Raw genomic sequence first — 14028 nt, 5'->3', positions numbered from 1 at the left:
CTTTTCCGGTGTGAATGATGACAAAGGTTTTAATCATGTGACTTACAACACCCAGGGCGGTGCGGTGGAGCACGAGGACCGTCCGGAGAGGATGCTCATGCGGTCACGCTGGCGGTCGATCCCGGCGGCTCTGGGGCTGGTGCTGGTCGCCTCGGCCTGCGGCGGGGGAGGGGAGGACGGGGCCGCCCAGGTCGAGGTCTTCTCCTGGTGGACCGGCGGCGGCGAGGAGGCCGGGCTCAACGCGCTCATCGAGCGGTTCGAGCAGGACCACCCCGACGTCGAGTTCGTCAACGCGGCGGTCGCCGGGGGATCGGGCACCAACGCCCAGGCCGTCCTGGAGGGCAGGCTCCAGAGCCAGGACCCGCCCGACTCCTTCCAAGGGCACGCCGGGGCCGAGCTCCAGGACTACATCGAGGCGGGCTACCTCCAGCCGCTCGACGACTTCTTCGACGAACAGGGCCTGCACGAGGCCCTGCCCGAGCAACTGGTCGAACAGATCTCCTACGACGGCAGCGTCTACTCCGTCCCCGTCAACATCCACCGCTCCAACGTCATGTGGTTCAACCCCTCGCTGCTGGAGGAGGCCGGGGTCGAGGAGCCCCCGCAGACCCTGGACGAACTGCTGGACGCGCTGGAGGCAGTGGAGGCCGAGACCGACGCCATCCCCATGGCGGTCGGCGCGCAGTGGACCGTGGACCACCTCCTGGAGTCGGTGCTGCTCGGCTCGCTGGGCACCGGCGCCTACAACGCCCTGTGGGAGCCGGGCGCGGACTGGGACACCCCCGAGGTCGCCGAGGCGCTGGCCACCTTCGAGGAGATCATGGCCTACACCCAGGAGGAGTCGGCCGCCGAGGACTGGCAGGAGGCCACCCGCCGCGTCTCCGACGGCGAGGCCGCGTTCAACATCATGGGCGACTGGGCCGCGGGCTACTTCGACGAACTGGGAGCGGTCCCGGGCCAGGACTACGACTGGGCCGCCTCACCCGGCACGGACGGCACCTACATGTGGCTGTCGGACAGCTTCACCCTGCCCCAGGGCGCCCCGCACGAGGAGCAGGCCCGCGCCTGGCTTGAGCTGGTGGCCAGCCAGGAGGGCCAGGACCTCTTCAACCCGCTCAAGGGCTCCATCCCGGCCCGCGGGGACGCGGACCCGGCCAACTACGCCGACAGCCCCTACCTGGAGTCGGCGCTGGAGGAGTGGCAGTCCGGGCCCGAGCTGGCGGGGTCCTTCTGGCACGGGGTGACCGTGGGCAACCGGTGGAAGAACGAGGTCGACACCGCGGTCGGCCTCTACCTCCAGAACGAGGACCTGGACGCCCTCAACGACGCCCTGCACGCGGCCGCGCAGAGCGAATGAGCACCCTTTCCCCACGACCCGGGGCCGCGGCCGACCGCGGCCCCGGGCGCGCCCGCCCCGGCGGCGACCGCCGCCACCCGAGCCGGGGGCGCCGCCTGCTGACACGGGCGCGGACCTGGCTGCCCGGCCTGCTGCTGGTATCCCCCTCCATCCTGCTCATCGGCGTGTTCGTCTACGGGATGATCGGCTGGAACACCCAGTTGGCGCTCAGCGACAAGCACAGGCCCATCGACGACGGCGAGTTCGTCGGCCTGGCCAACTTCGTCGCCCTGTGGCAGGAGGAGCGCTGGCCCGCCGCCGTGGCCAACGCGGTCGTGTTCACGGTCGTGTTCGTCGGCGGCGCCCTGCTGCTCGGCTGGCTCCTGGGCCTGCTGCTGGACAAGGGCATCCGCGGCGAGGCCGTCTTCCGCACCCTGTTCCTGGCGCCGATGGCGGTGTCCTTCATCGCCACCGGCGTGGTGTGGCGGTGGCTGATGAACCCGGCCCCGGCCGAGCGCGCCACCGGCCTGAACGCCCTGTTCGTCCACCTCAACCTGGATTTCCTGGTCAACGACTGGTGGACCGCGCCCGACCTCGGCATGGCGGCGATGGCCCTGCCCGCGGTCTGGCAGCTCGCGGGCTACATCATGGCCCTGTTCCTGGCCGGGTTCCGCGGCGTGCCCGAGGAGCTGCGCGAGGCCGCCCGGGTGGACGGCTGCTCGGAGTGGGGCGTGTACTGGCGCGTGGTCATGCCCCAGCTGCGGCCGGTCGTGCTGAGCGCGGTCATCATCCTGGGCCACATGTCCCTCAAGGTGTTCGACCTGGTCATCGCGATCGCCGGACAGCAGATCGTCGCCGACGTACCCGCCGTGTACATGTGGACGACCGTGTTCGAGGTGCGCGACCCGGCCAAGGGCGCCACCATCGCCGCCTACCTGCTCATCGCGGTGGCGGTGTTCGTCATCCCCTACCTGGTGTGGACCGTGCGCAAGGAACGGAGCGAAGGTCGATGACCGCGAGCGCCCCCGAACGTGTGACCGCCCCCGGAGGCGGGGCGGCCGGGACGACCCGGAGCGGACAGGCGGCCAAGGCCGCCGTCCTGGTGGTGCTGGCCGCGTTCTTCCTGCTGCCGATGTACGTGCTGGTGGTCACCGGCTTCAAGCCCTTCGACGAGGCCTCCGCGGCGCAGGCCTGGCTGCTGCCGCGGAACTGGAGCCTGGAGGGGTGGACGACGGCCTGGACCGAACTGGCCCCCGGGCTCTGGAACAGCGTGCGGATGGTGGTGCCCAGCGCGGTCATATCGGCGGTGCTGGGCTCGCTCAACGGCTACGTGCTGGCCCGGTGGCGCTTCCCCGGTGCCGACACCGTCTTCACCCTGTTCCTGTTCGGGATGTTCATCCCCTACCAGGCGGTGATGATCCCGTTGCAGCAGTTGCTGGTGAACGCCCAGCTCATGGGCGGGGTGTTCCCGCTGATCCTGGCGCACACCGTCTACGGCATCCCGATCTGCACGCTCATCTTCCGCAACTACTACGCGAGCATCCCGCCGACCCTGATCGAGGCCGCCCGCGTGGACGGGGCCGGGCTGCTGCGCACCTACGCCCTGGTGGTGCTGCCGGTGTCGGCCCCGGCCTTCGCCGTGACGCTGATCTGGCAGTTCACCTCCGCCTGGAACGACTTCCTGTTCGCCGTGTTCCTGACCGGCCCGGCGAGCTGGCCGGTGACGGTGCAGCTCAACAACGTGGCCGGGTCGATGGTGGTGCCCTACAACCAGCAGATGGCGGCGGCGGTGCTGGCCTCGCTGCCCACGCTCGTCATCTACCTGCTGCTGGGGCGCTACTTCATGCGCGGACTGATGGCGGGCGCGCTCAAGGGCTGATCGCTCCGTCCCGGTGCCGGGTCCCGTTCCCGGTGTCGGGTCCCGTTCCCGGTGTCGGGTCCCGTCCCCGGTGTCGGGCCCGGGGCCCGGCCGCGGCCCGTGGACCCGGGGATCAGGCCCGTGCGCGGTCGCCGCGCCGGTGTGCCAGCAGGCGCAGGACCACCACGGCCGCGCCGAGCGCACCCGCCGCCAGCGTCGCCGCCGTCACGTCGGGAAGCCACGTCAGGGCCGGGCGCGGACCGTGGCTCGCCGCCACCCCCACCGCGGCGGTCACCGAGACCAGTCCTAGGGCCGACCACAGCGCGGTCGCCCACCGGCGGGGTCGCCGGACCCGCACGGCCGCGACGGCGCCCGCGCCCAGAGCCGCCGCGGCGGCCGTGGGCGTCCACACCGACGCCAGGTACAGCGGGTCGGTGCCGGGGGAGGAGGGGGAGTCCCCGCCCGCGAGCATGTGGGCCAGCCCGAAGGCGACCGCCTGGATCCCGTTGTCGCGCAGCATGTCGTAGGTGTTCTGCAGGACCACCACCGCCCTCTCACGTTCGGGCAGCACCACCAGGATCGCCGCGTACCCCGGGGTCGAACCGCCGTGGAAGACGATCGGCTCACCGGGGTCGGACAGGGCGGTGTCGCGCCAGCCCAGGCCGTACTCCTGCGCCGAACCGGGGACCGGTACCAGCCCCGTGCGGGCCCGCTCCAGCGCGGCGGCGTCCAGCACGGGCGGCTCCGCCGCCACCTGCGCCCGCGCGAACGCGGCCAGGTCGGTGACGTCCCCGCCCAGGTAGCCGTAGGCGGCCCCCTCATCGTCCACACCGTCGGCGTCGGCCACCGGCACGCCCCACAGCGTGCGGTGCCCCGGGCTCAGCCCGGCCTCCCGCGCCTGGGCCGCGCTGGCGAAGACGCCGTCCATCCCCACCGGCTCCAGGACGCTCTCGCGCAGGTACCCGCGGAAGTCGCCGGTCACCTCCTCCATGATGGCGCCCAGCACGAGGTAGTTCGCGCTGCTGTACTCGTGCGTGCCCGGGGTCCCCGGCTCCGAGACGGAGGCGCGTGCCACCCGCGCGTCCAGGTCCGGGGCCCGCTCGCCGTACAGGTCGCTGGTGGCGGCGGCGGTGCGCCCGGTGAGCCCCGAGGTCTGGGTGAGCAGGTCGCGCACGGTGGGGTCGGCGCCGAACTCCGCGAAGACCGGCAGGTACTCCTCGACCGGGGCGTCCAGGTCCAGTCGACCCTCCCGGGCCAGGACCAGTGCGGCGGTGGCGGTCACGGGCTTGGCCACCGACCCCCACAGGAACGGGGTGTGCTCGTCCACCGGGGCGCCGTCGCCGTCCACGCCGAAGGTCCCCTGGTGCTCGACGCCCCCGGGGCCGACCACGGCGTAGGCCAGCCCGGGGGTGTCGGTGGCCGCCATGCGTTCTTGGACGTAGGCGTCCATCCCGGCGGGGTCGGCGGGAGCCGGGTCGTCCGGTGGGGTCGTGACCACGGGGGACAGGGCGAGCAGCAGGGCGAGGGGGACGTGGGTGAGGGGGAGGGGCATGAGGGGGCCTTTCGATAACCGTATGCCTATACGATCATGACCGTACCATGATACGGTTATCCGGTGCCGAGAACCGCAGACCACGCCCAGAGGCGCACGCAGATCACCGGTGCCGTGTGCGAGCTGATCGCCGAACGGGGGCTGGACGCCGTGACCGTGGCCCGCACGGCCGCGCGCGCGGGGATCTCCGTCGGGCTCGTGCAGCACTACTTCCCGTCCAAGGACGACATGCTGCTGCACGCGTTCGAGCGGGTCAGCACGGCCGTCGCCACCCGCGTCGCGGACGTCGTCGGTGAGGGGGCCCGGCACGAGAGGACCATTGCCGAGATCCTGCTGGCCGCGCTGGCCGAGCACCTGCCGCTGGACGAGCCCCGCCGGGCGGAGTTCCGGGTGATCCGCGTCTTCGCCGGACGGGCCCTGGAGAACCCGGCCCTGGCCGAGGTGGACGCGCGCACCGCGGACGCACTGCACGCCGAGATCGCCCGGGCGGTGCGCAACGGTGTGGAGTGCGGTGAGGTGGAGGCGGACGTGGACGCCGCCGCGTCCGCCTCCCGCGTCGCCGCCCTGGCCGAGGGGCTGGCCACCCAGGTCTACCGGGGAGGGTCGGGAGCCGCCGAGCGAGCCCGGGAGGCGTTGCGCGCGGAACTGGGCTCGGTGTTCACGGGAGAGTGCCGCCAGTACGCGCGCTGAACCGCCGACCTCGGCCGCGTTCCCGGCCGCGGTGGCGGTGTCGCCTCCGGGAGGGTCGGAGCGGCCCGAACGCCCCAGGCGTGTGCGCGGGTCGCCTCCCCACGGACGCGTTGTCGATGTCCTCGCGTGGGCTCTGGAGGTGTTCGCGCGGGTTCAGGGGGAGGTCGGGGGGTCTGGCTGGTTCAGGAGGGTGGCGATGTGTTCTTTGGGGTAGCGGCGTGCTCCGCCGGGGGTGCGGAAGGGTTTGAGGACGTTGTCCCATTGGCCTCGGTGGAGGCTGCGGGGGCGGATGTTGAAGAGGGCGGCGACTTCGCTGGGTGTGAGGACGTCGGGGCGGCCGTCGAGGAGGTAGCTGTAGTCGGGCATGAGGGGCTTTCCGTGTCTTCGGGGGGTCGGTACTCGGTGCTGAGTGTTGTGCGGGTGGCTGGTGGGGTGGCCCCGTCCTCCCGGGGAAGGGGAGGGCGGGGCTTCGGGCCGGTGCACTCCGCATCGGCCCGTCCGCACCGGCCCGGGGGACAGGTGGGTGGTGCGGAGCATGGAGCGCTGAGCGCTCACGGGGACGCGTGGGTCACTAGGGGAAGACGACACGGACGGTGATCGCGCCGCAGGAGTGCTGCTTCCAGTCCCAGTAGGAGCACAGGGCTTCGACCAGGCGTAGGCCGTTGCCGCTGGGGCGCAGAGGTTCGGCCGCAGGCACGGCCGGGAAGCTGGGTTGTTCTCCGGGGCGGGGGCCGTTGTCGGTGACGCGGAGTTCGAGGTGGCGCGGGGTGCGTTCGATCTCCACGCGGATGCTGCCGCCGGGGAGCCCGGACGCCGAGTGGCGCAGGGCGTTGGTGGTCATCTCGGAGACGGCGATGCCGACGGGTTCGGCCAGGCTGGGTCGGGAGCGGGTAGCTTGGGCGGCCCAGCGGCGGGCGATCTTGACGTGGCCGAGTTCGGGGCCGAGCAGAATGCCTGAGTTGGTGGCGGTTCCGCACAGTCGGCGTGGAAGCGGGATGGGCGGAACGGTAGACTTTTGCATGTTTCACCTCGGGGCTTTCGGGGTGGAGCGCTCTGCCTCGGAGGCCGCCTTCGACTTCGGTCTCCGGGGCTTTTTGCTGCCATCACATAGTTGTGCGCCTTGGCTACCTCGCGGTTGCATCGGGCCTTCGAGCCCTAACCTTGGTGTTTCTTGCTCTCCTCACGCCACTACCTGAAGAACTTGCGAAAAGGCCGGACAGGCCTCGGAAGCTAGGCGTGATATTCCGAGCATGAGCGACCCTCCGTTTCGTGAACTCATTAAGACCTTCCGCGATTTGCAAGGCCTCACTCAGGAGCAGTTGGCTGCCCGCGTGGGCTGTTCTGCCGCTTCCGTATCCCGGTGGGTGAACGGACAATCCCTTCCCCACCTCCCTCTTGCGGAGAAAATGGACAAGGTGCTCCGCGCGGATGGGAAGCTGATCGCTGCGTGGCGTCAGGCTACGAGTGGACATGCCCTGCCCGAGTGGGCACGAGATTTGCAAGCCATAGAGCGTGCCGCAAGGCAGCTCAGCATTGTGGCACCTGCTCTTATTCCTGGGCTGTTGCAGTGTCCGGAGGTCGCCCGTGGTGTGTTTCGGACAGCACAGCCGCTTGCCACCGCGAAGGAGCTTGATCGCTTGGTGGCTCTGCGCACAGGCAGGTTGGAAGAGTTGCCTGACCTCGAAGTGACTGCTGTATTTCCTGTTGCGGCTGTATCTGGCCTCCCTGAGCCCCTTCGTCGGGCGCAGGTGCCGTACCTCATCGAGTGGGCTGAAACAGGGCGGGTCGCGGTGCACCTTGTGCCTGACGGAACGACGCTCCTCGGCCCTTCGGCTCCGTTGATGCTCTTCCGTCTGGAGACAGGGGAACTCGCGGTCGTCAGTGATCATGCTGACGGTAACGTGATCCACGAGGACAGCACGCACGACAGACTGTCCGCTCAAGCCACCACCGCGCTGGCAGCATCCCTGCCACTTGCACTCTCGCTCGATGTACTGAGGAAGCTCACATGAACACCACCACCGAATGGCATAAGTCCAGCTACAGCGCCAACGGGGGCAACTGCGTTGAGATCCGTGAGCACAAGGCTGGTTCGGACGTGCGTGACACTCAGAATCGGAACCAGGGGCATCTGACGTTCGCTCGTCAGGAGTGGGCCGCCGTTCTCGCTGTCACGAAGGGATGAGCCGTGAAGTCTGGCTGGCACAAGTCCAGCTACAGCAGTGGTAGCGGAAGCTGCGTCGAGGTTAGCGAGGGCTCTGAGACACTGGTTCGGGACACCCAGAACCGGGAGCTGGGCCATCTGTCGGCCGAGGCCTCGGAGTGGACGGCACTACTGGCTGCGGTGCGCGTCCGGTAGCGAAGTACCTCGATCCGGCCCTGCCCGCGCCCGGGCAGGGCCGGTTTCTGTTTCCCACCCGTCACCCGCTACGCACCAGCCACGCATACACCGCCAAACCGGACCCGTAACCGGCCACACCTGGCTACGGTGTCCACCATGGCTACTCACGAGGAGCTGTCCTCCCGCTATCCCGACGTCCTCTTCACCAACCTGCCGCCCGGCGCACACGGCACGGGTGCGGTCTGGGAGGTCCGGTCCCGAGGCTCCGACACGATCATCATGTACGCGCACACCGACGAGCAGGCCGACCGGTACGCGAAGGTCGTCGCCCGAGCCGTCAAGTACCCCGGCCAGATGGGATGACGACGCCCCGCGCCGACGGACTGGGCTTGATCGGGACCCTCCCCCGCGTGCGCGGGACCGCAGGTTGTCCACAGGGCGAAGAGCGGTCTGGTGCGGTGCCGGACGGGCGGGCTACGCTCGATTCGGGGGAGTGCTCGCTCCGCGCAGGTGCGTAACGCGCCCCCGAATCCAGTCTGGCTGGCCTTCCCACCCGCCGCCAACCCCCGGCTTCCGCCTGTGGACGACCGCCTCCGCGTGCCCGGGGAGCGTTGGGAAACCGCCGCACTCCGACCCGGCTCGATCGGAACCATCCCCGCGTGCGCGGGGCGCGTGCTTCCCGAACCGCGGGCCTACCCCTCGCGCAGAATCCTCACCAGGCGGGTCGTCCGCTCCTTCGCCGCGTTCTCCCGCACACCGGTCTCCAGCCCGCCGCCGGTCGCGTCCACCAGCGACACGTGCCGCGTCGCGCGGGTCAGCGCCGTGTACACCTGCGGCCGCGACACCGGCACCTCCGGCGGGAACACCGCCACCACGGCGGGCCACCGGCCCCCGTGCGCGGCGGCCACCGTCACCGCCCAGCCCGGGCGCAGCGCCGCCGGGTCGGTCACCTTCACCCGACCGCCGCCGACCAGCTCCACCACGGCACCGCCGTCCACCCCGCGCAGATGACCGGTGTCACCGGGCCCGTAGCCGGGACCCTCCGCCGCGAACAGCACCCGGTCGCCCACGTCGAACCCGCCGTGCGCACCAGGCCCCGGGTTCAGCCTCTCCTTGCACGCGGCGTTGACCGCCCGCGCACCGGCCGGGCCGTCCTCCCGCGCGGTCACCACCTGCACGCGCTCGGCCCCGATCCCCAACGCGCGCGGAATCGAGTCCGTCACCAGCTGCACCACCCGGTGCGCCGCCTCCTCGGCCGACGCCGCCGGAACCCGCACCACCTCGCGCCCGGGCGCCTCCACCTCGGGAACCCCGCCCGAGGCCACGCCCGCCGCCAGCTCCGCGATCGGCCCCGGGGCGTCCTCGTCGGCCACCTCGGCCACGTGCGCGGTCCGCGAAGCGGCGATGTCCACCACCACCTGGCCCGGCGTGGCCGACGGCGCCTGGTTCGGGTCGGCCAGCAGCACCAGGTGGGCGTCGTCCGCGCACACCGAAGCCAGTTCGGCGGCACGGGCCGCGCCCACCGACATCGCCTCGCACAGCACGACCAGACCGGCCTTCAGCGGCGCCTGCGCCAGCAGCGCGGGCAGCGACACCGCCCGTACGGGGGACTGAACGTCATCGCCGGGCCCCTGCTGGCCCTGCTGTCCCGCCTGGCCCTGCTGTACCTGCTGGCTCCGCTGTTCCGGCTGCTCCCGGTCCTCCTGCGCTTCGTCAGCCTCTTCGGACCCCTGCGCGTCCGGAGCCCCCTGCGTCGCCGGGGTCTCCTGTGCCTCCGGAGTCTCCTGTGTCTCCGGAGTCCCCTGCGCGTCCGAGGCCGCCTCAGCGCCCTCAGCCCCCTGCGCCGCTTCGGCCTCCTCAGCACCCCGGGTCTCCTCGGCGGCCCCGCTCCCGGCCCCGGCCTCCGGCGCCCCTCCGGCATCCCCGGAAGCCCGCGTCCCCTCCGTACCCCCGGCCGCGGCCCGCTCCCCGCGGACCCGCGCCAGGTCGGCGTTGACGGCCGCCGCGGCCTGCGCGGTCGGCGCCGCCACCGCGATCCCCACCTGGCTGTCGGTGGCGATCGCCTCCAGGCACACCAGCGCCCGCGCGATCTCCGCGCCGTCGCCGGGGCCGTGCCGCAGCACCGTCACCGGACGCAGGGTCGCCGTCACCAGGGCCTCGCGCGTGCGCTCCGAGATGGTGAACCCGCCCCGCTCCACGGCCGCGTCCACCGTCTCGCCCGCGGTCACCGAGTCCATGATCGGCTCGTTGCCGCCGATCAGCCGCAGCAGCTGTTCGCCCAGCCGCTGTTCGGCGTGCCCCACCTCGGGCAGCGCGTAGAACAGTTCGGTGTCGGGCAGGTCCGGGACCTTGCCCTCGCTGAAGTCGAAGTCCTCATCGTCGTCCTCATCGGTGCTCTCCAGCACCACCGCGCTCCCGTCGGCCACGGCCGCCTCCAGCGCGGCGGCCGGATCGGCCACCCCGAACCCGCCCACGACCGAGGCCAGCTTCTTCTCCTCGACCACGGTGTGCCCGCGCGCGGCGGACATGCGCAGCACGTGCCCGGTGAGCGCCGCCAGCCGCCGGGGGTCGCCGGGCCGCGCGCCCTCGCCCAGGTGCCTGCGGGCGCAGAAGTCGGCCTGCTCCGGGGTCACCTGCGGCAGGCGCAGCAGCAGCCACGGGTTCGCGTCCAGCGCGGCTGCGGCCCCCGGCCCCAGCACGCCCAGCAGCCGGGGCGCCAGGGCGCCCGGCGCGCCCATCCGGTCAAGGACGGCACTGACCTGTTCTGCCTCGGACACCTCGGGCGGTTCCCCTCGTCATACGGTTCACGGACTCTGGGGGAGCCTATCGACTGGCGACGACGCTCGGTTCCCGCTTCCGGCCGTCTGCCCGCCGATGCCCGCCACCATGCACTCCGGTCGCCCGCCGCCGCCCGCTCCGGCTACCCGCTACCACGCACCCTGACGCCTGCCGTGGCCCGTTCCGGCTGCCCGCCACCATCCACACCGGCCGCCTGCTGCCGCCCATCCTGACTGCTCGCCACCACGTACCCCGGTCGCCTGCCGCCGCCCGCCCCGGTTGCCCGTTGCCGCGCTCCCCGTCCGCCCGCCGTCGCCCGAACCCGGCATACCTTCCGGACGCGTTCCGGAGCCTCCCCGAGCCCGGGAGCGCCCCCGGCCCGCCCGCTACTCCCGCTTCGCCCGGTTCCCGCGCCCGCGCCGCCCCTCCCGTTTCCCCTGCTTCCCGACCGGGGCGTCCGGACCGGCGACCTGGCGCACGGCCGCGCACGGGTCGGTCGTGGGGGAGGACTTCTGAACGGCGTCGGCCGCGTGCTGGGCGATCCGGCGGAACAGCTCGCGCGCGGGCGCGTCGAGTCCCGCCAGGATGTGCTCCTCCGCCTCACGCACGCGTTCGCTGAGCGAGGCCAGCACCTCGTGGCCGTGGGCGGTGGCGCACACCCGCCGCACCCGCCGGTCGCCGGGGTCCACCCGGCGCCGCACGAGGTCGGCCTCCTCCAGGTCGTCGAGGAGGTAGGTCATCACGCTGCGGTCGATGAGCAGCCGCTCGGCCAGGGCCGCCTGGGTGGGGGGCTCGTCGAGTGAGACCGCGGTGAGCACGTGGTAGCCGCGGCTGCCGTGCGGAACGTCGTCCAGGACCGCCTCCACCCGCTCGTGCCACCGGCGCAGGAGCACGGCCAGCGACCACCCCAGGTTGGTGTCCTGCCCCGGAACCGGGTCCGCGCCCGAGGCCGTGCCCGTGTCCGGGTCCGCGCCCGTGTCGGCGGCCGTGCCCGTGTCCGGGTCCGCGTTTCCTGCCGGGGTCCGGCCGGGCTTCGGAGTGGGGAGTGCCATGCTCCGAGGCTACCAGGAATAGGTGGCACACAAGATAAGTTGTTGTCAATATCGTTGATTCGACAAACTAGTTCCGGCTTCCTCCCGAGGAGAGAACCCAATGCCCGACTACGGACACCCCCTGAGGTTCGGCACCTTCATCACACCCGCGGCGCAGGACCCCGACCGCACCGTCGCGCTCGCCGAACTCACCGAGGCGGCCGGACTCGACCTGGCCACCTTCCAGGACCACCCCTACAACCCCGGCTTCCTCGACACCTGGACCCTGCTGAGCTGGGTGGCCGCGCGCACCACGCGCCTGAGCGTGTCGGCCAACGTCCTCAACCTGCCCCTGCGCCCGCCCGCGATGCTCGCCCGTTCCGCCGCCAGCCTCGACCTGCTCTCCCACGGCCGCTTCGAACTCGCCCTGGGCGCCGGAGCGTTCTGGGACGGCATCGAGGGCATGGGCGGCAAGCGCCTAACCCCGCGCCAGGCCGTCGACGCGCTCAGCGAGGGCATCGACGTCATCCGCGCCGCCTGGGACACCGACGCCCGCGGCGGCGTCCGCGTCGACGGGGAGCACCACCGCGTGCGCGGCATGAAGCGCGGCCCCGCCCCCGCCCACGAGATCGGCATCAGCCTGGGCGCATACAAGCCCCGCATGCTGCGCCTGGTCGGCGCCAAGGCGGACGGCTGGCTGCCCAGCCTGGGCTACCTCAAGCTGGAGGACATGGCCGGAGCCCATCGGACCATCGACGAGGCCGCGCATGCCGCCGGGCGCGACCCCCGCCAGGTCCGCCGCATGCTCAACCTCGCCCAGATCGCGTTCCTGCCCACCGGGAAGGACTTCCTCCAGGGCCCGCCCGAGCAGTGGGTGGACGACCTGCTGCCCCTGGTCCTCGACCACGGCTACTCCACGTTCATCGTGGGCACCGACGACCCGCGCACCATCCAGACCTTCGGCGCCGAGGTCGCCCCCGCCCTGCGCGAGGCCGTGGACCGCGAACGCGCCGACGCGGGCACCGACACCGGACCGGCCCGCGCCGCAGTCTCCCTGGCCGCGCGCCGTTCGGGCATCGACTACGACGGCGTCCCCGAGAGCCTGCGCGAGCACGCCGTCGAACCCGGCGACCGCGCCTACGCCCGCGTCCGCCACGGCTACATGCAGAAGGGCTCACCGGGTCTGGTCCTGCGCCCCGGCAGCGCCGAGGAGGTCGCCGAGGCCCTCGCCCACGCCCGTGCCCAGGACGCCGACCTGCACGTGCGCAGCGGCGGCCACGGCATCAGCGGACGCTCCAGCGGCGACGGCGGCGTCGTCGTGGACCTGTCGCGGATGAACGGCGCCGAGGTGCTGGACGCGGACTCCGGCCTGGTCCGGCTCGGCGCCGGCGCCCGCTGGGGCGATGTCGCCGACACCCTCGCCCTCCACGACCTGGCGCTCAGCTCGGGCGACCACGGGGGAGTGGGCGTCGGGGGCCTGGCCACCACCGGCGGCGTGGGCTACATGTCCCGCGCCCACGGCCTGACCATCGACAACGTCACCGCCGTCGAGGTGGTCACCGCGGACGGAACGCTCGTGCGCGCCGACGCCGACCACCACCCCGACCTGTTCTGGGCCATGCGCGGCGCGGGCGCCAACTTCGGCGTGCTCACCGCCGTCGAGGCCACGGCCGCCCCGGTGCGCGACGTGGTCCTCGGCCAGTTCGTCTACGACGCGACCGACACCGCCGCCTTCCTGCGGGCCTGGGGCGAGGTCGCCGAGGCCGCGCCGCGCGAGGTCACCGCCTTCCTCACCACCGGCCCCGCGCGCGGCGGGCGCGGCCCGGCGGCGCAGGCCATGGTGGTCTACGCCGGGGAGGACACCGACCTGGCCGTGCGGGCGCTGGAGCCCTTCCTGTCCGTGGGCCCAGTCCTGGAGCAGCGCGCCCAGCTCGCGCCCTACTCCGCGATCCTGGTCCGCCCCGACGGGCCCCACCAGGGCCACGGCCTGCCCGAGGCGCGCTCGGGTCTGCTGCACCACGTCACCCCGGACGCGGCCGAGGGCCTGGCCGGGCTGCTCACCTCGGGCGACGTCATGTTCATGCAGCTCAGACAGGTGGGCGGCGCGGTCAACGACCTGGCGGCCGACGCCACCGCCTACGCCCACCGGTCGCAGAACTTCGTGCTGGCGGCCATGACGGCGACCCGGAGCGCCGCGCGCATGGACCAGTGGTGGGCGGACCTGGACAAGCACCTGGAGGGCATGTACCTGAGCTTCGACACCCGTACCGGGCCCGAGGTGCTCGCGCAGGCCTTCCCCGAACCCACCCTGGACAGGCTGCGGGCCCTCAAGGCCGTGTACGACCCGCGCAACGTGTTCGACAAGAACTTCCCGATCCCGCCCGCGACCCGGGGCTGACCGGGCCCGGCCGGAAGCCGGACGGCCGGTGGGGCGTCCCCCGC

The 14028-nt window shown here is 72.4% G+C and carries 14 protein-coding genes; 9 read left to right on the top strand and 5 right to left on the bottom strand.

The genetic code is table 11. The features are described from left to right. The first annotated feature begins 97 nt into the window (after nucleotides 1-97). The 3 genes from AC0VX6_RS17940 to AC0VX6_RS17930 are packed head-to-tail and all read left to right on the top strand — an operon-like array spanning nucleotide 98 to nucleotide 3215. Complete coding sequence (locus tag AC0VX6_RS17940; RefSeq protein WP_274978174.1) at nucleotides 98-1357, top strand: ABC transporter substrate-binding protein; 1260 nt, start codon at nucleotides 98-100, stop codon at nucleotides 1355-1357. Further along, nucleotides 1354-2349, top strand: a complete 996-nt coding sequence (locus tag AC0VX6_RS17935; protein ID WP_274973838.1) for a carbohydrate ABC transporter permease — start codon at nucleotides 1354-1356, stop codon at nucleotides 2347-2349. The genes AC0VX6_RS17940 and AC0VX6_RS17935 overlap by 4 nt, the downstream gene beginning before the upstream one ends. Further along, nucleotides 2346-3215 (top strand): carbohydrate ABC transporter permease, encoded by an 870-nt coding sequence (locus AC0VX6_RS17930; RefSeq protein ID WP_274973837.1) that lies wholly within the window; start codon nucleotides 2346-2348, stop codon nucleotides 3213-3215. Before AC0VX6_RS17935 ends, AC0VX6_RS17930 begins: the two co-directional genes overlap by 4 nt. Before the next feature lie 112 nt (nucleotides 3216-3327). Here AC0VX6_RS17930 and AC0VX6_RS17925 read toward each other — a convergent pair whose 3' ends face one another. Further along, on the bottom strand, nucleotides 3328-4746 hold the full coding sequence (locus AC0VX6_RS17925) for a serine hydrolase domain-containing protein (protein ID WP_475465339.1): 1419 nt from the start codon (nucleotides 4744-4746) through the stop codon (nucleotides 3328-3330). A gap of 63 nt (nucleotides 4747-4809) precedes the next feature. Between AC0VX6_RS17925 and AC0VX6_RS17920 the strand changes: the two genes are divergently transcribed. Continuing rightward, on the top strand, nucleotides 4810-5436 hold the full coding sequence (locus AC0VX6_RS17920) for a TetR/AcrR family transcriptional regulator (RefSeq protein WP_475465337.1): 627 nt from the start codon (nucleotides 4810-4812) through the stop codon (nucleotides 5434-5436). A gap of 153 nt (nucleotides 5437-5589) precedes the next feature. Here AC0VX6_RS17920 and AC0VX6_RS17915 read toward each other — a convergent pair whose 3' ends face one another. Together AC0VX6_RS17915 and AC0VX6_RS17910 are read right to left on the bottom strand one after the other, a co-directional pair. Next, nucleotides 5590-5802 (bottom strand): helix-turn-helix domain-containing protein, encoded by a 213-nt coding sequence (locus AC0VX6_RS17915; protein ID WP_019608368.1) that lies wholly within the window; start codon nucleotides 5800-5802, stop codon nucleotides 5590-5592. A 205-nt stretch (nucleotides 5803-6007) separates the two neighbouring features. Further along, nucleotides 6008-6457, bottom strand: coding sequence for an ATP-binding protein (locus tag AC0VX6_RS17910; protein ID WP_475465335.1), 450 nt, complete (start codon nucleotides 6455-6457; stop codon nucleotides 6008-6010). A gap of 229 nt (nucleotides 6458-6686) precedes the next feature. Here AC0VX6_RS17910 and AC0VX6_RS17905 point away from each other — a divergent pair, with 229 nt between their 5' ends. The 4 genes from AC0VX6_RS17905 to AC0VX6_RS17890 all read left to right on the top strand — a co-directional run bounded on the left by AC0VX6_RS17905 (nucleotide 6687) and on the right by AC0VX6_RS17890 (nucleotide 8140). Further along, a complete protein-coding gene (locus AC0VX6_RS17905; protein ID WP_475465334.1) occupies nucleotides 6687-7448 on the top strand; it encodes a Scr1 family TA system antitoxin-like transcriptional regulator in 762 nt (253 codons plus the stop codon). Then, complete coding sequence (locus AC0VX6_RS17900) at nucleotides 7445-7621, top strand: DUF397 domain-containing protein (protein WP_130394115.1); 177 nt, start codon at nucleotides 7445-7447, stop codon at nucleotides 7619-7621. The genes AC0VX6_RS17905 and AC0VX6_RS17900 overlap by 4 nt, the downstream gene beginning before the upstream one ends. Nucleotides 7622-7624: 3 nt before the next feature. Then, complete coding sequence (locus tag AC0VX6_RS17895) at nucleotides 7625-7795, top strand: DUF397 domain-containing protein (RefSeq protein ID WP_212643790.1); 171 nt, start codon at nucleotides 7625-7627, stop codon at nucleotides 7793-7795. 138 nt (nucleotides 7796-7933) lie between these two features. Continuing rightward, complete coding sequence (locus AC0VX6_RS17890; RefSeq protein ID WP_212643791.1) at nucleotides 7934-8140, top strand: hypothetical protein; 207 nt, start codon at nucleotides 7934-7936, stop codon at nucleotides 8138-8140. A 329-nt stretch (nucleotides 8141-8469) separates the two neighbouring features. Here AC0VX6_RS17890 and AC0VX6_RS17885 read toward each other — a convergent pair whose 3' ends face one another. Next, nucleotides 8470-10554 (bottom strand): helix-hairpin-helix domain-containing protein, encoded by a 2085-nt coding sequence (locus AC0VX6_RS17885; RefSeq protein ID WP_475465332.1) that lies wholly within the window; start codon nucleotides 10552-10554, stop codon nucleotides 8470-8472. 387 nt (nucleotides 10555-10941) lie between these two features. Beyond that, nucleotides 10942-11607, bottom strand: a complete 666-nt coding sequence (locus AC0VX6_RS17880) for a MarR family winged helix-turn-helix transcriptional regulator (RefSeq protein WP_475465330.1) — start codon at nucleotides 11605-11607, stop codon at nucleotides 10942-10944. Between the two features lie 100 nt (nucleotides 11608-11707). On the opposite strand from AC0VX6_RS17880, the gene AC0VX6_RS17875 reads away from it, so the two are divergent. Further along, nucleotides 11708-13984: an LLM class flavin-dependent oxidoreductase gene (locus AC0VX6_RS17875; RefSeq protein ID WP_475465328.1), complete on the top strand. Its 2277-nt coding sequence runs from the start codon at nucleotides 11708-11710 to the stop codon at nucleotides 13982-13984. Nucleotides 13985-14028: the final 44 nt, after the last annotated feature.

The sequence above is a fragment of the Nocardiopsis sp. iso_25 genome (assembly GCF_056173305.1).
The sequence above is the reverse complement of the archived record's forward strand: the minus strand, read 5'-3'. Positions and strand labels throughout refer to the sequence as shown.